Raw genomic sequence first — 23,139 nt, 5'->3', positions numbered from 1 at the left:
CCCAGCTGTCGCAAGGGTCGATGGGGAGGGGGGGGGGGACTTGCCCAAGGTTGGGTGCGGGGTGGAAGACCGAGACCGGCGGGGGGGGGGGGTGGGTCCCCCGTTCCCCCCCCCCCCCCCCCCCCGCGCCGCCGGTTCGGGTTCAGCCGGTGAAGCCGGCCGTGATCGACGTGAACTGCCAGGTGTTCTGGTTGATGCCGGAGCAGTTGCTCACCACTCCGCCGCCCGCGCACGGCCGGTCACGGTTGACCGCCCAGTAGGCGAGGCGGGCGATGTGGTGGCTGTTGGACCAGTCGCGGATCTGGGTCCAGATCGCCGGAGTGGTGTTCTCCTGCTGGTCGGACAGGCCGTTCATGCCGGAGATGCCGATGTGCGCGTAGGCGGTCGCGTCGTCCCAGCCGAAGGCCGACTTCAGCTTGGTCTTCAGCCCCTCCGCCGCGTTCACGGTGTTGCCGTACATGTCGGAGCCGCCGCCGAAGTCGAACGGCATGATCGTGAAGACGTCGATGCCGGCGTTCAGCGCCCGGGCCTGCTCGATGAGGCGGTTGCCCCAGTAGCTGGGGCCGGTCGTGGTGGTGCCGAAGGTGACGATCGTCCGCAGGCCGGGGTTGTTGGCCTTGACCGTCTTCAGGGCGGTCAGGATGCGGTCCTGGACGGTGGCGTTCTCGAACTCGTCGGTGTTCTCGATGTCCATGTCGACGGCCTTCAGGCCGTAGGCGTCGATCACCTTCTGCAGGGCCCCGGCGAGCGCGCTCGCCGAGGAGCAGTTGGCGCCGAGCTTGCTGCCCTGCCAGCCGCCGAACGAGGGCACGACGTCGCCGCCCGCGGAGCGGATCTGGTTGATGACGCTCTGGTCGGTGCCGCCGGTGAGGGGACGGGCACCGTCCCAGGCCGGGTTGCAGCCGCCCGCGTCCAGCATGAACGCCATCGTGAACCACTTGATCCCGGTCGAGCTCATCACCGAGCTCGCGCTCGGCGGGTCACCCCAGCCGAGGTACAGGTACGGCGCGGCCTGCCTGAAGCCGGTGCCGCCACCGGTGCCCGCGTCCGTGGTGACGCTCACGGAGTTGGAGGCGGCCGACGTGTTCCCGGCGGCGTCCCGCGCCTTCACGGTGAAGGAGTAGGCGGTGCTCGACGACAGTCCGCTGACCGTGGCGGTCGTACCGGAGACGCTCAGCACCCGGTTCGAGCCGCTGTAGACGTCGTACGCGGTGACTGAGACGTTGTCGGTGGAGGCGTTCCAGGCGAGCGACACGCTGGAGGAGGTCTTCGCGGTGGACCTGAGGCTCGCGGGGGCCGTCGGTGCCTGGTTGTCCGAGCCGCCCCCGCCGCCGGGGCCGTCGAGGCTGATGTCGTCGGCGTAGTAGGTGCCCTGCGCGTACCAGCCGTGGACGTAGACGGTGGCGCTGGTCTGGGAGGCGCCGGTGGTGAAGGACACGCTCAACTGGCTGTAGGCGCTGGGGGAGGTCGTCCACGTGGAGGCGCCGCCGTCGACACCGAGGTAGACATAGCTGCCGCGCACCCAGCCCGTGAGCTTGTACGCCGTGTTCGGCTGCACGGAGACGGTCTGGCCGCACTGGGCGTTGTCGCTCGAACTCACCGCTCCCGCGAGGGCTTTGGAGCCGCCGTGCACGGGTGAGGAGACGATCGAGCCGAGGTTGCCGGTGCAGGACCAGGGGGAGAGGCTCCCGGACTCGAAGCCGGGGTTGGGCAGCACGTTGGCCGCCTGGGCGGTGCCGGGCAGGGCGATGGCTCCGGCGAGGGCGAGAGCGGTGGAGCCGAGGAGGGCCAGAAGCCGACGTCCGGGACGTCTGAGTGGGTTGCGCACGCGGTCTCCCTGAAGAATGGGGGTGTTCGGGAGTGCAGGGAAGTGCAGAACGATGCGCAACCAAGTTGGTATGGACCAATCCGGGTGTCAAGGGTTGACGTCGAATTGGTCCATACCGGTGAGTGCAAGCGCCCCCGGAGGGGCGCGGGGAACTGTGCGAGCAGCCGCGTGCGACCCGCGGTCGCGGCACTAGAAGGGCAGAGCCTGCGCGGTCTTGGCGACGGAGTCGACCGGAGCCGGTTCGGCGGCCGCGGGCGAAGGCGCCGGCACGGCCGGCAGCAGGGGCTCCGACTCGTCCAGCCGCTGGTGCGGGACGGACACCGGCCGCAGCGGGCGGGCACCGGACACCACCGTGTAGTCCTGGCCGAGGAACGGCGGAGTGATCTCGCCCGGATCGTCACCGAGCGCCAGCTGCACCGCAGCCCACGGGGCGTTGATGCCGCACAGCGCGAGCTGGTGCAGACCGCCGGCCGGGCGGGTGTTGACGTCCATCAGGACGGGCGTCTCGCCGAACATCCGGAACTGGATGTTCGACAGGTAGTGCAGCCCGAAACCCTCCGCGATCCGCCGCGCCGGCTCCAGCCACTGCTCGTGCAGGGTGAACCCGCGGCGCCGGCCGTTCTTCGTACGGCCCACGGCCAGCCGGACACGGTTGTCGGGGCCGGTGAGGCAGTCCACCGACACCTCCGGCTGCTCCAGCCGCGGCATCACCAGCCAGTCCACCTGCTCCTCGGCCTGCCGCAGCGCCTCCACGACCACGTCCAGCGGGACGTAGGGACCGGGGAAGCCGTTGAAGTGCGCGAGCGAGATCGGGGCACGCGTGATGATCCGGAAGCCCACCCCGCCCGCGCCGGACGCGGGCTTGAAGCACGCCTTGTGCCCGTCCGCCTCCAACTCCTCGACGGCGGCCACGAGTTCGTCGGCGGTGCGCACCCGCCACCAGGGCGGTACGGGCCCGCCGATGGCCTTGACGGCCTCGTAGGCGACGATCTTGTCGTGGAAGACGGCCACGGCCTCCGGCGGCGGCGCGAGCAGCGCCGTGCCGGCCGCCGCGAAGTCGGCGCGGTGCGCCACGATCGCCGTCTGGTGCAGCCGGGGCACGAACACGTCGATGCCGCGCCGGGTGCACTGGTCCAGCGCGTACTCCACGTACGCGGCCGGGGACAGGCCCTCCGGCTCCAGGTCGGCGGTGTCCGCGGCGGCCAGCACGGGGGAGTCCGCGTCGCCGTGCGTGGCATGGATCTCGACGGCCCGGTCGCTGGGATTCCTCCGCAGCTGATCCATGAAGAACACGTTCTCCGCGTACGTGCGGTTGAGCCAGACGCGTACGCGAGAGACCATTCAGGCCGTCCCTTCAGGTTCGCGGGCACGGCGAAGCAGGCCGTGCCCGGCCAGGTTGTGTGGAGGGACACCGAACCGCCCCGTGCGAGGGGCATGCGTGGCGGAGGTGTTGGGGCGATCATACGGCTTCCCGGGGGTGCCCCGTGCAACGTGCGTGTTACGGATTTCCCGATCATGTCCAGCCCCGGCCGGCGTCCGTGTCGCGGTAGTGATCATCCAGGCGGCCCGCACCGCCGTCCACGGGCCGGTCGTACGACTGCCCCGGTCGGTCGTACGACTTTTCCCGGGCCGGTCCGCACCGCCGTTCCCCGGCCGGTCCGCACCCTTGCCCCGGCCGGTCCGCACGGCTGCCCCCGGCCGGTTCTCAGGGCGGTCACCGGTCCGGTCCCTCCGGCCTGGCGGGTCCGGGCAGGGGCGCGGCGGTGCGCGCGCGGGTGGCGGGGAGCCGCCTTGTACAAGCATCGCGGATGTGTTGTCGTGGTCCCATTCGTGCGCGCGGAGGGGGCGAAGGTGACGTCGACGGCCGGTGGTGCCGGACAGCTGCTGGCCATCAGCGACCTGCACATCGGGTACGAGGAGAACCGCGCCCTGGTCGAGAAGATGCGCCCCGGCACCGACGACGACTGGCTGCTGGTGGCCGGTGACGTGGCGGAGACCGTGGCGGACATCCGCTGGGCCCTGGACACGCTCGCGGGGCGTTTCCGCAAGGTGCTGTGGGTTCCCGGCAACCACGAGCTGTGGACCCATCCGAAGGACCCCGTCACCCTGCGCGGCCTGGCCCGCTACGAGCACCTCGTCGCGCTGTGCCGCGAGCTCGGCGTGACCACGCCCGAGGATCCCTACCCGGTCTGGGACGGCCCCGGCGGCCCGGTCGCCGTAGCACCGCTGTTCCTCCTGTACGACTACTCCTTCCTGCCGGCCGGCTGCGCCACCAAGGAGGAGGGGCTGGCGTACGCGCACAGGACGGGCGTCGTCTGCAACGACGAGTACCTGCTGCACCCCGACCCCTACCCGACCAGGGAGGCCTGGTGCCGGGCCCGGGTCGAGGCGACCGCCGACCGGCTCGCCGAGCTGCCCGGCGACCTGCCCACGGTCCTCGTCAACCACTACCCGCTGGACCGGCATCCGACGGACGTCCTGTGGTATCCCGAGTTCGCCATGTGGTGCGGCACCCGGCAGACCGCCGACTGGCACCGCCGCTTCCGCGTCGAGACGATGGTGTACGGCCATCTCCACATCCCGCGCACCACCTGGCACGAGGGCGTCCGCTTCGAGGAGGTGTCGGTGGGATACCCCCGCGAGTGGCGCAAGCGCCCGCAGCCACCGGGACGGCTGCGCCGCATCCTGCCGAGCGAGGACCCGGACGCATGATCCACGAACTGCTGCCGGACCCGGTGGTGACCGTGGAGGCCCACGGTGACGACGGTTCCCGGGAAGCCTTTCTGTACCCGCAGGAGGCGGCCGTCGTCGCCCAGGCGGTGCCCAAGCGCCGCCGTGAGTTCGCGGCCGTACGCGCGTGTGCCCGTCAGGCGATGGAGAAGCTCGGCGTGCCGCCGCAGCCCGTGCTGCCCGGCGAACGCGGTGCCCCGCGCTGGCCGGCCGGCCTGGCCGGCAGCATGACCCACTGCGACGGCTACCGCGCCGCCGCCCTGGTCCGGGCCGCCGACCTCGCGGGGCTCGGCATCGACGCCGAACCCCATCTGCCGCTGCCCGAGGGCGTGCTGCCCACGGTGTCCCTGCCCGCTGAGGAGGCACGGCTGCGCCGCCTCGTCCGCCGGCATCCGCACGTCCACTTCGACCGGCTCCTGTTCAGTGCCAAGGAGTCCGTCTACAAGGCGTGGTTCCCCCTGACCGGGCTGTGGCTGGAGTTCACGGAGGCCGACATCGAGATCTCCGTGACCCCCGGCGAACGGCCCGGCGGCACGTTCCGCGCCGAACTCCTCGTACCCGGCCCGCTCGTGGGCGGCCGGCGGCTCGGCTGCTTCGACGGCCGCTGGACCGTACGGCACGGCCTGGTGGCCACGGCCGTCGCGGTGCCCCACCACTGAGCGCGGCGGCCGCCGCCCGGCCCGGCCGTCGCGGCGCCGCCCCGTCAGCCCTCGGGGCAGCACGCCTGGAGGAGGCGGAAGAACTCCTCCTCATTGCCGGTCAGCCCCGCGTCGGCCAGGGCGCGTTCCGCCTCGGCCAGGACCGTCGGGGGGACGACGGGTGGTCGGCTGCCGTCCGGGGGGCCGTCCACGTCGAAGGCGGCGCGCACCGTGTGCAGCAGCCGCAGATAGGCCTGGACGGCGGTGCGCTCGCGGTCGGTCAGTACGGCGGTCTGCATCGGTCGGCTCTCCCCGCGTCGGCGTCGTCGGTCACGCGCCCGGCGGCGCGCACGCCGCCGCACAGCGGTGGCGCACCTCCAGCTTGCCGCCCACCACTGACAATCCGGTCCGACGTCCGCCGACCAGGGGACCCGCGCGTCGTTCCGGGCGCTTAGCGGAGGTGAAACCTCACCGAAATCCGCCGTCCGACAGGGGCCCTACGCTGGAGTGAAGGGCTTTCGGCCGCTTTGGCGGCCACGGAACGGGAGGCGAAGCACGTGGTCGACGCCCCACGCCGGCACCCGGCGCACACCGTACGGCTGCGCCCGGTGTACGGCACCGAGACCGAGCTGCGCCACCGCGTGGTGCACGGCTACCGCCGCGCCTACCGCATCGCCGGGCACGGCCCCGCACTCGTGCTGATCCACGGCATCGGCGACTCCTCCGCCACCTGGGCCGAGTTGATCCCGGACCTCGCCCGCACCCACACCGTGATCGCCCCCGACCTGCTCGGCCACGGCGCCTCCGGCAAGCCGCGCGCGGACTACTCCGTGGCCGCGTACGCGAACGGGGTCCGCGACCTGCTCACCACCCTCGGCATCGAGTCGGCGACTCTCGTGGGGCACTCGCTGGGCGGGGGCGTGGCCATGCAGTTCGCCTACCAGTTCCCCGAGCGCACCGAGCGGCTCATCCTGGTCAGCGCGGGCGGTGTGGGCCGGGAGGTCAACCCCGTCCTGCGGCTGGTGTCGCTGCCCGGCGCCCATCTGATGCTGTCCGCGCTGCGGTTGCCGGGCATGCGGTTCCAGGTGGGGCTCGTGGCGCGCCTGCTGAGGCTCCTGGACACCGACCTCGGCCAGGACGCCCCGGAGTTGCTCACCCTGGTGGACGCGCTGCCCGACGAGACCTCCCGCAACGCGTTCATCCGCACCCTGCGCGCGGTCGTCGACTGGCGCGGTCAGGTCGTGACGATGCTGGACCGCTGTTATCTCACCGAGGGCATGCCGACCATGCTGCTGTGGGGCGACCGGGACTCCGTGGTGCCGGTGCGGCACGCGTACGGCGCGCGCGACGCGATGCCGGGCAGCCGCCTGGAGATCTTCGAGGGCGCGGGCCACTTCCCGTTCCACAGCGACCCGGCCCGTTTCGTCGCGCTGGTCGAGGAGTTCACCGGCACGACCGCGCCGGCCGACTGGAGCCGCGAGCACTGGCGCGACCTCCTGCGCGACGGCCGCCCCGGCGATCCGGCGGACCGCTCGGGCGCGGGGACCAGGCGTCCGACGGAGCGTGGTCTGCGGGAGGCGAGCGAACGCAGCGCCACCTGAGGGAAGGTGAGGGCAGGCGAGGTGGCGGAAGAGAAGGAGAGCCTGTCCGCTGCCGCTCAGCCCTTCGGGCCCAGGTACCCCAGCGACGCCTCGATGCGCCCCGCCAGGTGGTCGCGCTGGACCGGGCCGCGCTGGGAGGAACCGGCAAGCCAGGTACGGCACTTGCTGGCGAGCAGGAGACCGAAGCTCTCGGCCTCCCGCTCGTCGGCGAGGTCGAAGCGGCTGCGTGCGGCGACCCTGAGGACGGTCGCCTGCAGGTCCGCCTCGTCGTCCAGTAAGCGCGCGGCGACCGCGGCCCCGGCGACGTGGTGACCGCAGTGCCCGGCCTTCATGTGCCACAGCTCGTGACCGAGGATCACCAACTGGTGGTCGGGCGCGGTGCGTTCCTCGATCACCACGAGGTCCTGGTCGGCCATGTCGAGCCACAGTCCGCTGGCGGTCCCGGCCGGGAAGGCGGCCGTACGGAAGCGGACGGGGCGGCCTCGGCGTCTGCTCATCGCGGCGCACAGCGCGCCGTACAGGTCGGCGGGCGGGGCCGGCGCGGGCAGGGTCAGCTCCGCTACCAGCTCGCCGCACAGGCGGCGCATTTCCTTGCCGATGCCCACAGTTCTCTCCCGGATCACGACTCTGGCCGCTTGACGCTCTCCAAGAGCATGTCCAGCCACTCCGCGACCTTGTCGCGGTGCTGGTCGGTGGGCAGCTGTGCGGCCCGCCAGGCGATCCCGCGGACGCCGTGGTCCTGCAACAGCCGCTCCAGCGGGTCCTCGGCGGGCTGGGCCGCCTCGCGCTCGGCGAGCTTCTGCAGCAACTCCTGCTCGGTGCGCTGGAGGGCCCCGGCCAGCGCCTCGGGGTCCTCGGCCGTGAGGAACCCGGCGTGTACGCGGAAGAAGCGCTGGATGGCGTCGCAGTGCTCCATGGTGGGGCGCCGGTCGCCGTTGATGAGGGCGCCGGCCTGCTGCCGGGACATGCCCGCGCCGTCGGCTATCTCCTGTTGCGTGTACCTGCGCCGGTTGGGCTTGAGCCGGGTGCGGCGCAGCAGGTCCAGGCGCTGGAGGAAGCGGGCCTGCACATCGGGTTCGCCGGCGGGGCGGCCGCTCAGCAGGGCCTTGACGACGGGGTCCGGGACGCCGGAGGCGACGGACAGCCGGCCGATGTCGAAGATCTCTGCCTGCGGTACTCCGAGCCGGTCGGCGAGTGCGGCGACACGGGCGACGACGCCCGGCAGCACAGCCGACGCCGCGTTGCCCGGACCCTCGAAGCCATCCGACACCGACAGATCTCCTACGTCTCTCACAGGCTTCTCACAACACACGCAGTTGCCGTGAACTTCCCGGAGAGTAGCGGGTCGTTCGAACTCACATCCAGGTCTCGCCACAACTGTGGCCAATTTCAGCCGTCAACAGGCATGAAATGCCACGATAGTTGACACCGATCGCGTCGGGGCAGCAGGATCAGGGCGCCGCGTGAAGGCCGCATAGGCAAGAGGGGTGACCTCCCGATGGCGCATCAGGCAGGAGGGCAGCGGTCCGCACCGCGGCCCGTCCCCGACACTCCCGAGGCCCAGGCCTACCTCCAGGACTACACCACCCTCCTGGCGGCGGTCCCCTTTCCGTCCGTGGTGCTCGACCACCGCTGGGACGTGGTGGTGACCAACACCGCTTTCGAGTCACTTTTCGGAGGCGTGGGCCCGCACCCGACGGCCATGCCGGGCGACAACTTCCTCAGGTTCGTCCTCTTCCATCCCGAGGCCGGCTCCGTGCTCGGCGAGCACGAGTCGCGCTGGTGTCTGCCGATGCTGGCCCACTTCGCGGCCGCCGTGGAGCGCAACGCCGGCGACCACGGACTCCAGTCGATCCGCCGGGACATCGCCCAGGACCCGATCATGGAGGCCGCCTACCGCCAGGGCCTTCCGCACTGGATCCGCGCGGTCGGCGAGCGGGCGGCGGAACTGGACGGCGCGGTCCGCCCGGTGCTGCACCCCGACCCGCGCTGGGGCGCCACCGACTGCCGGGTGGTCGACGAGACCCCCCGCACCCTGGGCGAGATGGGCTACACGAGGCTGACTCTGATCCTGCGGTCGGCCCGCCGGCCGTCCCCCGCCCCGCGCCGGCCCGGCCGCGCCCGACGCGCCGCCGGCCATCTGAGCGTCGTACCTTCGCCGGACGCGTAACGGCCCCGGCGCTTCCGGCACCGTCGGCGTTCAGGTCGCCGACGGCGCCGGAGCCGTTCCCCTCTGTTCCGGCGGTCCGGGGCAGCGCCGATCCTCGGCGTGGGCGACCGATCCCGGCTCCGCTTTCCACGGTCCCGCCATTCACCGGGCGGACCCGACCCCCGTCCAGGCCGTCCGCTTTCCACCGGCCAGCGACTCACCGGGCGGACCCGCCCCCCCGTCCGGGCGTCCGCGCACCATGTTCACGAGTCGGGGTATGTGACATAGTACTGCCGTGAGTCAGTCTCTGACCTGCGATGTCGTGGTGGTCGGGGCCGGCATGGTCGGCGCCGCCTGCGCCTTCTACGCGGCCCGCGCCGGCCTGGACGTCGTCGTGGTGGACCGCGGCCCGGTGGCCGGCGGCACGACCGGCGCGGGGGAGGGCAACCTCCTCGTCTCCGACAAGGAACCCGGCCCGGAACTGGACCTCGCGCTCCTCTCGGCCCGGCTGTGGGGCGCACTCGCGCGGGACTTCGGGCCCGCCGTCGAGTACGAGGCCAAGGGCGGCCTGGTGGTGGCCACCTCGCCCGGATCGCTCACCGCCCTGGAGCGTTTCGCGGACGGCCAGCGCGCCGCCGGAGTGGTCGCGGAACCGGTCGACGCCGACGCCCTGCACGGCCTCGAACCCCGGCTCGCCCCCGGCCTGCCCGGTGCCGTGCGCTATCCGCAGGACGGGCAGGTCATGCCCGCGCTCGCCGCCGCCCATCTGCTGCGGGCCTCCGGCGCCCGCCTCTTCACCGGCCGCACCGTGACGGACGTACTGCGGACACCGGACGGGACGGTGCGCGCGGTCCGCACCGACCGCGGCGACCTCCACACCCCGGCCGTCGTCAACGCGGCCGGCACCTGGGGCGCCGAGATCGCGGCGCTCGCGGGCACCACCCTGCCCGTCCTCCCGCGCCGCGGCTTCGTCCTGGTCACCGAACCGCTGCCGCGAAGGATCCACCACAAGGTGTACGCCGCCGAGTACGTCGCCGACGTGGCCAGCGACTCGGCCGCCCTCCAGACCTCACCGGTCGTCGAGGGCACGGCCGCCGGCCCCGTCCTGATCGGCGCGAGCCGCGAACGGGTCGGCTTCGACCGGTCGTTCTCCGTGCCCGCCGTGCGGGCCCTGGCGGCGGGCGCGACCCGCCTGTTCCCCTTCCTGGCGGAGGTCCGCGCCCTCCGCGCCTACCTCGGCTTCCGCCCCTACCTGCCCGACCACCTCCCGGCCGTCGGAGCCGACCCCCGCGTCCCCGGACTGCTGCACGCCTGCGGGCACGAGGGCGCCGGCATCGGACTCGCCACCGGCACCGGGCACCTGATCGCGCAGCTGCTCGCCGGGACGCGACCCGACCTGGACCTGAAGGCGTTCCGGCCCGACCGGTTCACCGAGGAGGCGGCGTGACGGACCCCCTCGACCTGACCGGGGCCGCCCCGGGGTCGCCCTTCACGGTCACCCTGGACGGCCGGGACATCGAGGCGCTGCCCGGCCAGACGGTGGCGGCCGCGCTCTGGACGGCGGGTGTCACCGCCTGGCGCACCACCCGCCGCGAGGGCCGTCCGCGCGGCGTCCTCTGCGGGATCGGCGTCTGCTTCGACTGTCTGCTGACCGTCAACGACCGCCCCAACCAACGTGCTTGTCTGGTGCCGCTGCGCCCGGGTGACGCGATCCGCACCCAGGAGGGGACGGGTCACGGTGACTGAACGACCGCACCTCGCGGTGATCGGCGCCGGCCCGGCGGGTCTCGCCGCGACCGTGGCCGCCGCCGCCCACGGCGTCCGCGTCACCCTGATCGACTCGGCCGTCGAGGCGGGCGGACAGTTCTACCGGCAGCCCGCCGCCGCACTGCGCGCCCGCCGCCCCGAGGCCCCGCACCGCGACCGGCGCACCGGGGACCGCCTCCGGGACGCCCTCCGGTCCCACGAACGGACGGGATCGGTCCGACAGCTGACGGACCATCACGTCTGGCATGTCGAGCCGCACGGCGCGGACTTCACCGTGCACGCACTGCTCGGCCCCGAGCAGGAGGACTCCGTCGGCGTGCGGGCCGACGCCGTCCTCCTGGCCACCGGGGGCTACGAGAAGGTGCTGCCGTTTCCCGGCTGGACCCTCCCCGGTGTCGTCACCGCGGGCGGCGCCCAGGCCATGCTCAAGGGCACCCTCGCGGTCTCCGGACGTACCGCCGTGGTCGCCGGGACCGGCCCGCTGCTGCTGCCCGTGGCGACCGGACTCGCCGCCGCCGGGGTCGAGATCGCCGCACTCGTCGAGTCCGCCGGGCCCCGGGCGTTCCTCCGTCGGGCCGCCGCGCTGTCGGCCCGCCCGGACAAGGCCGCCGAAGGGGCCGGGTACGCCCTCCGGCTGGCCCGGCACCGCGTCCGCACCCTCCTCGGACACACCGTCGTCGAGGCACACGGCACCACCCGGCTGGAGGCGGTGACGGTCGCCGCGCTCGACCGTGACGGGCGTGTCCGGCCGGACACGCGGCGCCGCGTCCCGTGCGACACGCTCGCCGTCGGCCACGGCATGCTCCCGCACACCGACCTCGCCGGGAGCCTCGGCTGCCGGCTGGAGGGGGCACACGTCGGCGTCGACGGCGAACAGCGCACCGACGTGCCCGGCGTGTGGGCCGCCGGTGAGAGCACCGGGATCGGCGGCGCCGCCCTCGCGCTGGCCGAGGGCCACATCGCCGGACGCTCCGCCGCCGCCCGGCTGTGCGGCGCCGAACCGGACCCGCGCGTGTGGGCCGCCGCGGCGAGGGCCCGCACCCGGCTGCGCGCCTTCGCCGCCACCCTCGACACCGTGTACGCGCCGCCCGCCCGCTGGACCGAGCGGATCACCGACGACACCGTCGTGTGCCGCTGCGAGGAGGTCACCGGCGGGGCCGTCCGCGAGGCCGTCGAGGAGCTCGGGGCCGGCGACCTGCGCACCGTGAAACTCCTGACCCGGGCCGGGATGGGCTGGTGCCAGGGCCGCATGTGCGCACCGGCCGTCGCCGGCCTCGCCGGCTGCCGACCGCTGCCGGACAGGAGGCCGTTCGCCCGGCCCGTGCCGCTCGGCGTCCTCGCGCGGGAACCCGCACCCACCACCGAGGAAGGACCCTCATGACCGACCATCGTCCCTGGCACGGCGTCCTCGTCGCCACCGCCCTGCCCCTGAACGACGACCTCTCCGTGAACTACGACAGGTACGCCGAGCACTGCGCCTGGCTGGTCGACAACGGGTGCGACGGCGTCGTCCCCAACGGCTCGCTCGGCGAGTACCAGGTGCTCACCGCAGAGGAACGCGCCAGGGTCGTCACGACGGCGGTCTCCGCCGTCGGCGGACAGCGCGTCCTGCCCGGTGTCGCCGCCTACGGCTCGGCCGAGAGCCGCCGCTGGGCCGAGCAGGCCCGCGACGCCGGCTGCCGCGCGGTGATGCTGCTGCCGCCCAACGCCTACCGTGCGGACGAGCGTTCGGTGCTCGCCCACTACGCGGAGGTGGCGCGGGCGGGCCTGCCGGTCGTGGCGTACAACAACCCGATCGACACCAAGGTCGACCTGGTGCCGGAACTCCTCGCGAAGCTCCACGGCGAGGGCCACATCAAGGCGGTGAAGGAGTTCTCCGGAGACGTCCGGCGCGCCTACCACATCGCCGAACTGGTCCCGGAACTCGACCTGTTGATCGGCGCCGACGACGTGCTGCTGGAACTCGCGATCGCCGGTGCCAAGGGCTGGGTGGCCGGCTACCCCAACGCGCTGCCCGCCGCGAGCGTCGAGCTGTACCACGCGGCCGTCGACGGGGACCTGGGCACGGCCAAGCAGCTGTACCGGCAGCTGCATCCGCTGCTGCGCTGGGACTCCCGGGTCGAGTTCGTCCAGGCGATCAAGCTGTCCATGGACGTCGTCGGACGGCATGGCGGACCGGTCCGGCCACCCCGTATGCCGCTGCTGCCCGATCAGGAGGCCGCGGTCCGGGCCGCCACCGAGAAGGCCGTAGCCGCCGGCTTGGCGTAGCCCGCGTCATCCACCGCGCGGACCACAGGGAGGCCGCCCCATGCGCAGCACACTCGTCCTGCACGCCGTCGACTCGCACACCGAGGGCATGCCCACCCGCGTGATCACCGGCGGGATCGGCACCGTCCCCGGCGCCACCATGAACGAACGGCGGCTGTACTTCCGTGAACACCGGGACAACGTACGGCAGTTGCTGATGAACGAGCCGCGCGGGCACTCCGCGATGAGCGGCGCGGTCCTCCAGCCGCCGACCCGGCCCGACTGCGACTGGGGCGTCCTCTACATCGAGGTCTCCGGCTACCTGCCCATGTGCGGACACGGCACCATCGGCGTCGCGACGGTCCTGGTGGAGACCGGCATGGTCGAGGTCGTGGAACCGGTCACCACCATCCGCCTCGACACCCCGGCGGGCGTCGTCGTCGCCGAGGTCGCCGTGGAGGGCGGCGCGGCGAAGGCGGTCACCCTGCACAACGTGCCGTCGTTCTCGGTGGGGCTCGACCGCAAGGCGACGCTGCCCGACGGGCGGACGGTGACCTACGACCTCGCCTACGGCGGCAACTTCTACGCCATCCTGCCGCTGGCCCAGTTCGGGCTGCCCTTCGACCGCTCCCGCAAGGACGACATCCTGGCGGCCGGGCTCGCGCTGATGGACGCCGTCAACGCGGAGCAGGAACCCGTCCATCCGCTGGACCCGTCCATCCGCGGCTGCCACCACGTCCACCTGTACGCGCCCGGGGCCGACGCCCGGCACTCCCGGCACGCGATGGCGATCCACCCGGGCTGGTTCGACCGCTCGCCCTGCGGCACCGGGACGAGTGCGCGCATGGCGCAACTGCATGCGCGGGGCGAACTCCCCCTGCACACCGAGTTCGTCAACGAGTCCTTCATCGGCACCCGGTTCACCGGACGCCTGCTCGGGACCACCGAGGTCGCGGGCCGGCCGGCGGTGCTGCCCGTCTTCACCGGCCGGGCCTGGATCACCGGCACCGCCCAGTACCTGCTGGACCCCGACGACCCCTTCCCGGCCGGGTTCGTGCTGTAGGGCGCGTCGACCATGGCCGATGACCTCCGGAGAAGGACGAACACGATGGCACCGCAGCACAGCCCCGCCCTGCCGGCACTGGGCGGCAGGGCACCCAGCTACCGGGAGCGGGTCGCGGACGCGCTGCGGGCCGCGCTGATCGCCGGTGAACTGCGGCCCGGCGAGGTGTACTCGGCGCCCGGTCTGGCCGCCCGCTTCGGTGTCTCCGCGACACCGGTGCGCGAGGCGATGCTCGATCTCGCGAAGGAGGGACTGGTCGACACGGTCCCGAACAAGGGGTTCCGGGTCACCGCCGTCTCGGAGGCGCAGCTCGACGAGTACACCCACGTCCGCTCGCTGATCGAGATCCCGACGACGGCCGGACTCGCCGCCACCGCGGACCCGGCCGATCTGGAGGCGCTGCGTCCCCTCGCGCGGGAGATCGTCACCTCCGCGGCGGACGGCCACCTCATCGCCTACGTCGAGGCCGACCTGCGCTTCCATCTCGGGCTGCTGGCCCTCGCGGGAAACGGTCACCTCGTCGAGGTCGTCCGTGACCTGAGACGCCGCTCCCGCCTGTACGGGCTGACCGCGCTCGTCGAGGCCGGCCGGCTGGAGGCGTCCGCCGAGGAGCACCTCGAACTCCTCGACGCGCTGCTGACCCGGGACACCGACGCGGTGCGCGCGGTGATGGTCCGCCACCTGGGCCACGTCCGGGGGATGTGGGCCGCACGCTGATCCACGGCACCGGCCGTCCACGACCCCGGATCGCCTACGCCGATGACGCAAGCCATTTGCATTTCTTGCGCTATTCTTGCGTACATGACGCGACGACTTGCCGAGGTGGCGCAGAAGGTCGGGGTCAGCGAGGCCACGGTCAGCCGGGTGCTCAACGGCAAGCCGGGGGTGTCCGAGACCACCCGGCAGGCGGTGCTGTCCGCCCTCGACGTCCTCGGCTACGAGCGGCCCACCCAGCTGCGCGGCGAACGCGCCCGGCTCGTCGGTCTCGTCCTGCCCGAGCTGCAGAACCCCATCTTCCCGGCGTTCGCCGAGGTGATCGGCGGGGCGCTCGCCCAGCGGGGCCTGACCCCGGTGCTGTGCACCCAGACCAAGGGCGGCGTCTCCGAGGCGGACTACGTGACGCTGCTGCTCCAGCAGCAGGTCTCCGGCGTCGTCTTCGCCGGCGGTCTGTACGCCCAGGCCGACGCGCCGCACGACCACTACCGGCTGCTCGCCGACCGCAACATCCCGGTCGTCCTGGTCAACGCCTCCATAGCGCACCTCGGCTTCCCGGGCGTGTCCTGCGACGACGCGGTGGCCGTGGAGCAGGCGTGGCGGCATCTGGCCTCGCTGGGACACGAGCGGATCGGGCTGCTGCTCGGCCCCGGCGACCATGTGCCGTCGGCGCGGAAACTGGCCGCCGCGCGAGAGTACGGCGACCTCCCTGACGAGCGGGTGGCGCGGGCCATGTTCTCCATCGAGGGCGGTCACGCGGCCGCCGCCCGGCTGATCGACCGGGGAGTCACCGGCTTCGTCTGCGCCAGCGACCCGCTGGCGCTCGGGGTGGTGAGGGCCGCCCGCCGCAAGGGGCTCGACGTGCCGGGACAGATCTCGGTGGTCGGTTACGACGACTCCGCGCTGATGAACTGCACCGACCCCCCGCTCACCACTGTCCGCCAGCCCATCGAGGCCATGGGGAGGGCGGCGGTGGAGTTGCTGAACGCGCAGGTCGGGGGCGGTTCCGTACCCGCCGAGGAGCTGTTGTTCGAGCCGGAGCTGGTGGTGCGCGGGTCGACGGCGCAAGCCCCGCGCCCCTGAGTCCCGGAACATTCCGACCTACTGTCCAATAATTTCAAATTCTGCGTGACATCTTGCGGACCCCTGTCGGCGGTGCTTGAGTGTGCGGCGCCCACCGCTCCTGCCCAGAGGGGTCCACCGATGAGAAGCACCGGGTTCCGCCGTACCCTCGCCGTGATCGGCGTCTCCTGTCTCGCCCTCACCGCCTGCGGGTCGAACGACGACTCGGCGAGCGGCAAGACCCGCCTCACGGTCAACTGCATGCCGCCCAGGAGCGCCAAGGTCGACCGGCGGTTCTTCGAGCAGGACATCGCGTCCTTCGAACGACAGAACCCGGACGTCGACGTGGTCGCCCACGACGCGTTCCCCTGCCAGGACCCGAAGACCTTCGACGCCAAGCTCGCCGGCGGACAGATGGAGGACGTCTTCTACACGTACTTCACCGACGCCCGCCACGTCGTCGACATCCACCAGGCCGCCGACCTCACGCCGTACCTGAAGGACCTGAGGAGCTACGGCACCATCCAGCGGCAGCTGCGGGACATCTACACCGTCGACGGGAAGGTGTACGGCATACCGCGTACCGGATACTCCATGGGCCTGATCTACAACCGAGCCCTCTTCGCGAAGGCCGGCCTCGACCCCGACCGGCCCCCGGCCACCTGGCCCGAAGTCCGGGCCGCCGCCAGGAAGATCGCCGCGCTCGGCGACGGCACCGTCGGCTACGCCGACTACAGCGCCCAGAACCAGGGCGGCTGGCACTTCACCGCCGAGCTGTACTCCCAGGGCGGCGACGTGGTGAGCGCCGACGGCAAGAAGGCCACCGTCGACACCCCCGAGGGCCACGCCGTCCTGCAGAACCTGCACGACATGCGCTGGAGCGACGACTCCATGGGCAGCAAGCAGCTCCTGGTCATCAACGACGTCCAGCAGATGATGGGTTCGGGCAAGCTCGGCATGTACCTCTCCGCCCCCGACAACATCCCGATCCTGGTCAAGGAGAAGGGCGGCGACTACAAGGACCTCGCCCTCGCCCCGATGCCCGGCGGGCAGGGCACCCTCATCGGCGGCGACGGCTACATGATCAACAAGAAGGCGAGCCCCGCGCAGATCAGGGCCGCGCTGAAGTGGCTCGACCACATGTTCCTCAGGCCGGGCAGGGGCTTCCTCGGCGACTACGCCCGGGCCAGGAAGACCGACGCCCCCGTCGGCCTGCCCGAACCCCGCCTGTTCACCGGCGCCGCCGACGCCGAGGACCAGCGCGTCAAGAAGGCCAACGCCAACGTCCCCGTGGAGAACTACCGGGCCTTCCTCGACGGCAACCAGAGCCTGACGATGAAGATCGAGCCGCCGGACGCCCAGCAGATCTACTCCGTCCTCGACGGCGCCGTCTCCGCCGTCCTCACCAAGAAGGACGCCGACATCGACCGGCTCCTCAAGGACGCCTCCGGCAAGATCGACGGCATCCTGGCCCGGAGCTGAGGGTCCGTGAACAGGACCACCGCGCCGCGGCGGCCCGCCGAGGCGATCACCGTCCACCCGGTACAGGCGCCGCCCCCGGCAGGGGACCGGAGGCGGAGCCGCCTCGCCGACCAGGTAAGCGCCTACGCCTTCCTCCTCGGCGGCCTCGTCTGCTTCGCCCTGTTCTCCTGGTATCCGGCGATCCGCGCGGTCGTGATCTCCTTCCAGAAGTACACCCCCGGATCGCCTCCCGAGTGGGTGGGCACCGCCAACTTCACCCGCGTCCTGCACGATCCGGAGTTCTCCGCCGCCTGGCGCAACACACTGACCTTCACCCTGCTCGCCCTGCTCATCGGCTTCGCGGTCCCGTTCGTGCTGGCCCTCGTGCTCAACGAACTCCGGCACGCCAGAGCCTTCTTCAGGGTCGCCGTCTACCTCCCGGTGATGATCCCGCCGGTGGTCAGCGCCCTGCTGTGGAAGTGGTTCTACGACCCCGGAGCCGGTCTCGCCAACGAGGCGCTGCGCTTTCTGCACCTGCCCACCTCGAACTGGTCCAACGGCGCCGACACCGCCCTGGTCTCCCTGGTGATCGTCGCCACCTGGGCCAACATGGGCGGGACCGTCCTCATCTACCTGGCCGCGCTCCAGTCCATCCCGGGCGAGCTGTACGAGGCGGCCGAACTCGACGGCGCGAACCTCCCGCAACGCGTCCGGCATGTGACGATCCCTCAGACGCGGTTCGTGATCCTCATGCTGATGCTCCTTCAGATCATCGCGACCATGCAGGTCTTCACGGAACCGTTCGTGATCACCGGTGGCGGCCCGGAGAACGCCACGGTCACCGTCCTCTACCTGATCTACAAGTACGCCTTCCTCTACAACGACTTCGGCGGCGCCTGCGCCCTCAGCGTCATGCTCCTGGTCCTCCTCGGCGTCTTCTCCGCCGCCTACCTGCGGCTCACCCGCTCCGGGGAGGACACGTGAGCGACACCAGGACCCTGCTCTCGCCGGCCGCGCTGGCCCGCCCGCGCGGGAAGGCCGCCTACTGGAGCGTCTTCACCGGCGTCGTCCTGCTCTTCGCGCTCGCCTTCCTGTTTCCCGTGTACTGGATGGTGACCGGCGCGGCGAAGTCACCGGACGAGATCGAGCGGACCCCGCCGACCCTCGTCCCCGAGCGGTGGCACCTCAGCGGCTACACCGACGCGTGGGAACTCATGCAGCTCCCGGCCCATCTGTGGAACACGGTGGTCCAGGCCGCCGGCGCCTGGCTGTTCCAGCTGGTCCTGTGCACGGCCGCCGCCTACGCGCTGTCCCAGCTGCGCCCCGCCTTCGGCAGGGTCGTCCTCGGCGGCATCCTCGCCACCCTGATGGTCCCGGCGCAGGCCCTGGTCGTACCGAAGTACCTGACCGTCGCCGACCTTCCGCTGATCCACGTGAGCCTGCTCAACGACCCCCTCGCGATCTGGCTCCCGGCCGTCGCGAACGCCTTCAACCTGTACCTGCTCAAGCGGTTCTTCGACCAGCTCCCGCGCGACGTGCTGGAGGCCGCCGGGATCGACGGCGCCGGCAGGCTGCGCACCCTGTGGTCGATCGTGCTGCCGATGTCACGGCCGGTCCTCGGCGTCGTGTCGATCTTCGCCCTGGTCGCCGTGTGGCAGGACTTCCTGTGGCCGCTGATGGTCTTCTCCGACACCGGCAAGCAGCCGATCAGCGTCGCACTCGTCCAGCTGTCGCAGAACATCCAACTGACCGTGCTCATCGCCGCGATGGTGATCGCGAGCATCCCCATGGTCGCGATGTTCCTGGTCTTCCAGCGGCACATCGTCGCCGGGATCAGCGCGGGCGCCACCAAGGGCTGACGCCGCCCCCTCCAGAGAAAGGCAGGCACCGTGGTACAGACCGGTCATGCCCGCGCGGACCAGGACTGGTGGCGCGACGCCGTCATCTACCAGGTGTACGTCCGCAGTTTCGCCGACGGCGACGGAGACGGCACCGGCGACCTGTCGGGTGTCCGCGCCCGGCTTCCGTACCTCGCCGAACTCGGCGTGGACGCGCTGTGGTTCACCCCCTGGTACCGGTCCCCGATGAAGGACGGCGGCTACGACGTCGCCGACTACCGTGCGATCGACCCCGCCTTCGGCACGCTCGCCGAGGCCGAGAAACTGGTCGCGGAGGCGGCTGAGCTCGGCATCCGTACGATCGTCGACCTCGTCCCCAACCACGTCTCCGACCAGCACCCCTGGTTCCGCTCGGCCCTCGCCGGCGGCCCCGAGCGGGCACTGTTCCACTTCCGTCCGGGGCGCGGCCGGCACGGCGAACTCCCGCCCAACGACTGGCAGTCGCAGTTCGGCGGACCGGCCTGGACCCGCGTCGGCGACGGCGACTGGTATCTCCACCTCTTCGCCCCCGAGCAGCCCGACCTCAACTGGGCCGAGCCGGCCGTGCGGCGGGAGCACGAGGAGATCCTGCGCTTCTGGTTCGAGCGGGGCGTCGCCGGCGTCCGCGTCGACTCGGCCGCCCTCCTGGTGAAGGACCCGCGCCTGCCGGACTTCGTCGAGGGCCGCGACCCGCACCCGTACGTCGACCGCGACGAACTCCACACCGTCTACCGTGCCTGGCGCGCGATCGCCGACGAGTACGGCGCCGTCTTCGTCGGCGAGGTCTGGCTCCCCGACACCGAGCGCTTCGCCCGCTATCTGCGCCCCGACGAACTCCACACTGCCTTCAACTTCTCCTTCATGACCTGCCCCTGGGACGCGGCGAGCCTGCGCAGGTCGATCGACGAGACGCTCGCCGAGCACGCGCCGGTCGGCGCGCCCGCGACCTGGGTGCTGTGCAACCACGACGTCACCCGTACGGTGACCCGCTACGGCCGTGACGACACCGGCTTCGACTTCGCCGCGAAGTCCTTCGGCACGCCGACCGACCTGGCCCTCGGTACCCGGCGCGCGCGGGCGGCCGCCCTGCTGTCGCTGGCCCTGCCCGGTGCCGTCTACGTGTACCAGGGCGAGGAACTCGGCCTGCCCGAGGTGGACATCCCCGTCGACCGCATACAGGATCCGATGTACTTCCGGTCAGGCGGCACCGATCCCGGCCGCGACGGCTGCCGGGTGCCGCTGCCCTGGTCGGCGGGGGCCCCGTTCGCGGGCTTCGGTTCGCGGGAGGCGCCATGGCTGCCGCAGCCGGTCGACTGGACTTCGTATGCAGTCGACCGGCAGCAGGACGCTCCCGACTCCATGCTCACCCTCTACCGCGAGGCGATCCGCCTCCGCCCGGCCTTCGGCCGCGCACCCCTGACCTGGCTGCCCGCCCCGGACGGCGTCCTGGCCTTCGCCCGCGCGGAGGGCGTGACCTGCGTGGTGAACCTCGCCGACACTCCCGTCGACCTGCCTGCCCACGCCCGGATCCTCCTCGGCAGCGGTCCCCTGGACACCGCCGGCCGGCTGCCCAAGGACACCGCGGTCTGGCTGCGCGTCTGAGACCGCGGCGCGCGGCGCTGGTTGTCCCGCTGTCCCGCAACCCCCACCCCTGAAGGGATCAGCACATGCGCAGAACCAGGACTCCCCAAGGCTCCACCGACGTGCCTGTCAGGATCATGACATTCACCAGGTCGGCGGCCCTGTCCCCGGCCGTAGCGGTCGCGCTGACCGCCGGCCTGCTCACCGCCACCGCCACCGCCACCGCCACCGCCGCCCACGCGGCCGCGGGCGCCACCCTGCCTTTCACCTCCGTCGAGGCGGAGGCCGCCACCACCACGGGCGGCACCAGGATCGGCCCCGACTACACCCAGGGCACGCTCGCCTCCGAGGCGTCCGGCCGTCAGGCCGTGCGGCTGGCGTCCGGGCAGCGCGTGGAGTTCACCGTGCCGCGGGCGGCCAACGCCGTGAACGCCGCCTACAGCGTCCCCGACGGCCAGTCGGGCACGCTGAACGTGTACGTCAACGGGCAGAAGCTCGCGAAGACGCTCGCCGTCACCTCGAAGTACTCCTACGTCGACACCAGTTGGATCGCCGGAGCCAAGACCCACCACTTCTACGACAACACCAGGCTGTTGCTCGGGCGGAACGTCCAGGCCGGGGACAAGGTCGCCGTGGAGGCGGCGGGCGTCCAGGTCACCGTGGACGTGGCCGACTTCGAACAGGTCGCCGCGCCGGCCACCAAGCCCGCCGGAGCGGTGTCGGTCACCGACAGGGGCGCCGACCCCGGCGGCCAGGGCGACTCCACGCAGGCGTTCCGGGACGCGATCTCCGCCGCGCAGGGCGGAGTCGTCTGGATCCCGCCGGGTGACTACCGGCTGACGTCCTCCCTCAACGGCATCCAGAACGTCACCCTCCAGGGCGCGGGCAGTTGGTACTCGGTCGTGCACAGCTCACGCCTCATCGACCAGTCGAGCTCCGCCGGATCGGTCCACATCAAGGACTTCGCGGTGATCGGCGAGGTGACCGAGCGGGTCGACTCCAGCCCCGACAACTTCGTCAACGGGTCGCTCGGCCCGAACTCCACCGTCTCCGGCATGTGGCTCCAGCACCTCAAGGTCGGCCTGTGGCTTACCGGCAACAACGACAACCTGGTCGTCGAGAACAACCGCGTCCTCGACACCACCGCCGACGGCCTCAACCTCAACGGCAACGCGCGCGGGGTCCGCGTCCGCGGCAACTTCCTGCGCAACCAGGGCGACGACTCCCTCGCCATGTGGTCCCTCTACGCGCCGGACACCGGCAGCAGCTTCGAGAACAACACGATCAGCCAGCCCAACCTCGCGAACGGCATCGCGATCTACGGCGGCACCGACATCACCGTCCGCGACAACCTGGTCGCCGACACCAACGCCCTCGGCAGCGGCATCGCGATCTCCAACCAGAAGTTCCTGGACCCCTTCTCCCCGCTCGCCGGCACGATCACCGTCGACGGCAACACCCTCGTGCGTACCGGCGCGCTGAACCCCAACTGGAACCACCCGATGGGCGCGCTGCGCGTCGACTCCTACGACAGCGCCATCAACGCCGCCGTGAACATCACCGGTACGACGATCACCGACAGCCCCTACAGCGCCTTCGAGTTCGTGTCGGGAGGCGGCCACGGCCATCCCACGAGCAACGTCACCGTCAGCGGCGCGACCGTGCGCAACACCGGCACGGTCGTCGTCCAGGCGGAGACCCAGGGGTCGGCGCGGTTCGGCAACGTCCAGGCCACCGGTGTGGGAGCGGCGGGCGTCTACAACTGCCCCTACCCGTCCGGCTCCGGCACGTTCACCCTCACCGACACGGGCGGCAACTCCGGCTGGAACAGCACCTGGTCGGACTGCTCGACCTGGCCGCAGCCCGGTCAGGGCAACCCGGACCCCGATCCGGGCCGCAACCTCGTCAAGGGGCGTCCGGCCACGGCGACCGGCTCGCAGGACGTGTACACGCCGGGGAAGGCGGCCGACGGTGACGCGAACAGCTACTGGGAGTCGGCCAACAACGCCTTCCCCCAGTCCTGGACGGTCGACCTCGGTTCGAGTCAGGCCGTGCGCCGGCTGGTGCTGAGGCTTCCACCGTCGTCCGCCTGGCAGGCCCGCACCCAGACACTGTCCGTCCAGGGCAGCACGGACGGTTCAACCTACTCCACGGTCGTCCCCTCGAAGGACTACCGCTTCGACCCGGCGACCGGTAACACGGTCACCGTCACCCTGCCCGGCGGTGCCCTGCGCCACCTGCGGCTCGGCGTCACCGCCAACACCGGCTGGCCCGCAGCCCAGTTCAGTGAGGTGGAGGCGTATCTGTCCTAGTGCCGCGACAGGCAACGTTCGCCCCGTCGCGACGCCCGGCACGCTCCCCCACTGCCGTAAGGGCGTGGGAGGTGCCCCCACTCGCCGCACCAGCCGAAGACCCGAGTAC

The 23,139-nt window shown here is 72.0% G+C and carries 21 protein-coding genes; 16 read left to right on the top strand and 5 right to left on the bottom strand.

Annotated elements, in window-relative coordinates:
• Window positions 1-142: 142 nt before the first annotated feature.
• Together AC07AZ_RS00105 and AC07AZ_RS00100 are read right to left on the bottom strand one after the other, a co-directional pair.
• A complete protein-coding gene (locus AC07AZ_RS00105; protein WP_478842095.1) occupies window positions 143-1,828 on the bottom strand; it encodes a carbohydrate binding domain-containing protein in 1,686 nt (561 codons plus the stop codon).
• Window positions 1,829-2,017: 189 nt separating this feature from the next.
• Window positions 2,018-3,169, bottom strand: a complete 1,152-nt coding sequence (locus AC07AZ_RS00100) for an ATP-grasp domain-containing protein (RefSeq protein ID WP_478842093.1) — start codon at window positions 3,167-3,169, stop codon at window positions 2,018-2,020.
• Window positions 3,170-3,679: 510 nt separating this feature from the next.
• On the opposite strand from AC07AZ_RS00100, the gene AC07AZ_RS00095 reads away from it, so the two are divergent.
• Entirely contained in the window at window positions 3,680-4,540 is an 861-nt protein-coding gene (locus tag AC07AZ_RS00095; RefSeq protein WP_478843381.1) for a metallophosphoesterase family protein, read from the top strand.
• A complete protein-coding gene (locus AC07AZ_RS00090) occupies window positions 4,537-5,217 on the top strand; it encodes a 4'-phosphopantetheinyl transferase family protein (RefSeq protein WP_478842091.1) in 681 nt (226 codons plus the stop codon). The genes AC07AZ_RS00095 and AC07AZ_RS00090 overlap by 4 nt, the downstream gene beginning before the upstream one ends.
• Window positions 5,218-5,261: 44 nt before the next feature.
• Here the strand turns inward: AC07AZ_RS00090 and AC07AZ_RS00085 are convergent, their stop codons facing one another.
• Window positions 5,262-5,495 (bottom strand): hypothetical protein, encoded by a 234-nt coding sequence (locus AC07AZ_RS00085; RefSeq protein WP_478842089.1) that lies wholly within the window; start codon window positions 5,493-5,495, stop codon window positions 5,262-5,264.
• A gap of 258 nt (window positions 5,496-5,753) precedes the next feature.
• On the opposite strand from AC07AZ_RS00085, the gene AC07AZ_RS00080 reads away from it, so the two are divergent.
• Complete coding sequence (locus AC07AZ_RS00080; protein ID WP_478842087.1) at window positions 5,754-6,797, top strand: alpha/beta fold hydrolase; 1,044 nt, start codon at window positions 5,754-5,756, stop codon at window positions 6,795-6,797.
• A gap of 56 nt (window positions 6,798-6,853) precedes the next feature.
• On the opposite strand, the gene AC07AZ_RS00075 is transcribed toward AC07AZ_RS00080, so the two are convergent.
• Together AC07AZ_RS00075 and AC07AZ_RS00070 are read right to left on the bottom strand one after the other, a co-directional pair.
• Window positions 6,854-7,384, bottom strand: a complete 531-nt coding sequence (locus AC07AZ_RS00075; RefSeq protein WP_478843379.1) for a toxin-antitoxin system, toxin component — start codon at window positions 7,382-7,384, stop codon at window positions 6,854-6,856.
• Window positions 7,385-7,416: 32 nt separating this feature from the next.
• Window positions 7,417-8,067: a helix-turn-helix domain-containing protein gene (locus AC07AZ_RS00070; protein WP_478842085.1), complete on the bottom strand. Its 651-nt coding sequence runs from the start codon at window positions 8,065-8,067 to the stop codon at window positions 7,417-7,419.
• A gap of 228 nt (window positions 8,068-8,295) precedes the next feature.
• Here AC07AZ_RS00070 and AC07AZ_RS00065 point away from each other — a divergent pair, with 228 nt between their 5' ends.
• The 13 genes from AC07AZ_RS00065 (at window position 8,296) to AC07AZ_RS00005 (ending at window position 23,030) form a co-directional block, all read left to right on the top strand.
• Window positions 8,296-8,967, top strand: a complete 672-nt coding sequence (locus AC07AZ_RS00065) for an MmyB family transcriptional regulator (protein WP_478842082.1) — start codon at window positions 8,296-8,298, stop codon at window positions 8,965-8,967.
• Between the two features lie 274 nt (window positions 8,968-9,241).
• Entirely contained in the window at window positions 9,242-10,393 is a 1,152-nt protein-coding gene (locus tag AC07AZ_RS00060; RefSeq protein ID WP_478842081.1) for an NAD(P)/FAD-dependent oxidoreductase, read from the top strand.
• A complete protein-coding gene (locus AC07AZ_RS00055) occupies window positions 10,390-10,692 on the top strand; it encodes a (2Fe-2S)-binding protein (RefSeq protein WP_478842080.1) in 303 nt (100 codons plus the stop codon). The genes AC07AZ_RS00060 and AC07AZ_RS00055 overlap by 4 nt, the downstream gene beginning before the upstream one ends.
• Window positions 10,685-12,094 carry an FAD-dependent oxidoreductase gene (locus AC07AZ_RS00050; RefSeq protein WP_478842079.1) on the top strand — a complete coding sequence of 470 codons (1,410 nt, stop codon included), beginning with the start codon at window positions 10,685-10,687 and terminating at the stop codon, window positions 12,092-12,094. Before AC07AZ_RS00055 ends, AC07AZ_RS00050 begins: the two co-directional genes overlap by 8 nt.
• The gene (locus AC07AZ_RS00045; protein ID WP_478842077.1) at window positions 12,091-12,981 is read left to right on the top strand and encodes a dihydrodipicolinate synthase family protein; all 891 of its coding nucleotides are present in this window, start codon (window positions 12,091-12,093) and stop codon (window positions 12,979-12,981) included. Before AC07AZ_RS00050 ends, AC07AZ_RS00045 begins: the two co-directional genes overlap by 4 nt.
• 40 nt (window positions 12,982-13,021) lie before the next feature.
• Entirely contained in the window at window positions 13,022-14,023 is a 1,002-nt protein-coding gene (locus tag AC07AZ_RS00040) for a proline racemase family protein (protein WP_478842075.1), read from the top strand.
• Between the two features lie 45 nt (window positions 14,024-14,068).
• A complete protein-coding gene (locus AC07AZ_RS00035; protein ID WP_478842073.1) occupies window positions 14,069-14,740 on the top strand; it encodes a GntR family transcriptional regulator in 672 nt (223 codons plus the stop codon).
• 84 nt (window positions 14,741-14,824) lie between these two features.
• Window positions 14,825-15,820 carry a LacI family DNA-binding transcriptional regulator gene (locus AC07AZ_RS00030; protein ID WP_478842071.1) on the top strand — a complete coding sequence of 332 codons (996 nt, stop codon included), beginning with the start codon at window positions 14,825-14,827 and terminating at the stop codon, window positions 15,818-15,820.
• Between the two features lie 120 nt (window positions 15,821-15,940).
• Entirely contained in the window at window positions 15,941-17,281 is a 1,341-nt protein-coding gene (locus AC07AZ_RS00025) for an ABC transporter substrate-binding protein (RefSeq protein WP_478842069.1), read from the top strand.
• A 6-nt stretch (window positions 17,282-17,287) separates the two neighbouring features.
• Window positions 17,288-18,244 carry a carbohydrate ABC transporter permease gene (locus tag AC07AZ_RS00020; RefSeq protein ID WP_478842067.1) on the top strand — a complete coding sequence of 319 codons (957 nt, stop codon included), beginning with the start codon at window positions 17,288-17,290 and terminating at the stop codon, window positions 18,242-18,244.
• Complete coding sequence (locus AC07AZ_RS00015; RefSeq protein WP_478842065.1) at window positions 18,241-19,119, top strand: carbohydrate ABC transporter permease; 879 nt, start codon at window positions 18,241-18,243, stop codon at window positions 19,117-19,119. Before AC07AZ_RS00020 ends, AC07AZ_RS00015 begins: the two co-directional genes overlap by 4 nt.
• 30 nt (window positions 19,120-19,149) lie before the next feature.
• Entirely contained in the window at window positions 19,150-20,739 is a 1,590-nt protein-coding gene (locus AC07AZ_RS00010) for a glycoside hydrolase family 13 protein (protein ID WP_478842063.1), read from the top strand.
• Between the two features lie 116 nt (window positions 20,740-20,855).
• Window positions 20,856-23,030 (top strand): galactose-binding domain-containing protein, encoded by a 2,175-nt coding sequence (locus AC07AZ_RS00005; protein ID WP_478842061.1) that lies wholly within the window; start codon window positions 20,856-20,858, stop codon window positions 23,028-23,030.
• Window positions 23,031-23,139 lie beyond the last annotated feature (109 nt).

This window comes from Streptomyces sp. NPDC043878, assembly GCF_056435735.1.
Note: the sequence above shows the minus strand (reverse complement) of the source record. Positions and strands in the feature narration are given on the sequence as shown.